Source organism: Bacillus sp. SIMBA_026, assembly GCF_046535335.1.
GTDB classification, from domain to species: Bacteria; Bacillota; Bacilli; order Bacillales; family Bacillaceae; genus Bacillus; species Bacillus velezensis.
Genome location: NZ_JAWRWX010000531.1, coordinates 1 through 231 on the forward strand (window position 1 = coordinate 1; position 231 = coordinate 231).

The following is a 231-nucleotide window of genomic DNA, read 5'->3' on the forward strand; positions in this document are numbered from 1 at the left end:
GTGCGGATCAGGTCGGTGCGATTGGCGTAGAAGCCTTCCTGGACCAGAAGGTCGATCTGGCCCAGGTCGACGTAGCCGACGTTGATGGTGATTTTTTCATCGGCGGGTTTGGACGCCGAGGCGAGGGAGGGGGCACGGGGAGGCATGAAGCCATGCTAATACCATCCACTTGGATGGTACATGGCTGTTTCAAAATGACAGGTGTGCCCGCCGGGGACGGAAACGTCCCCG

General features: G+C 59.7%; 1 pseudogene. It reads right to left on the reverse strand.

Annotated features, from left to right (window positions below):
* A pseudogene (locus SB847_RS22425) lies at positions 1 to 146 on the reverse strand (hypothetical protein); the annotation flags it as partial.
* Positions 147 to 231: the final 85 nt, after the last annotated feature.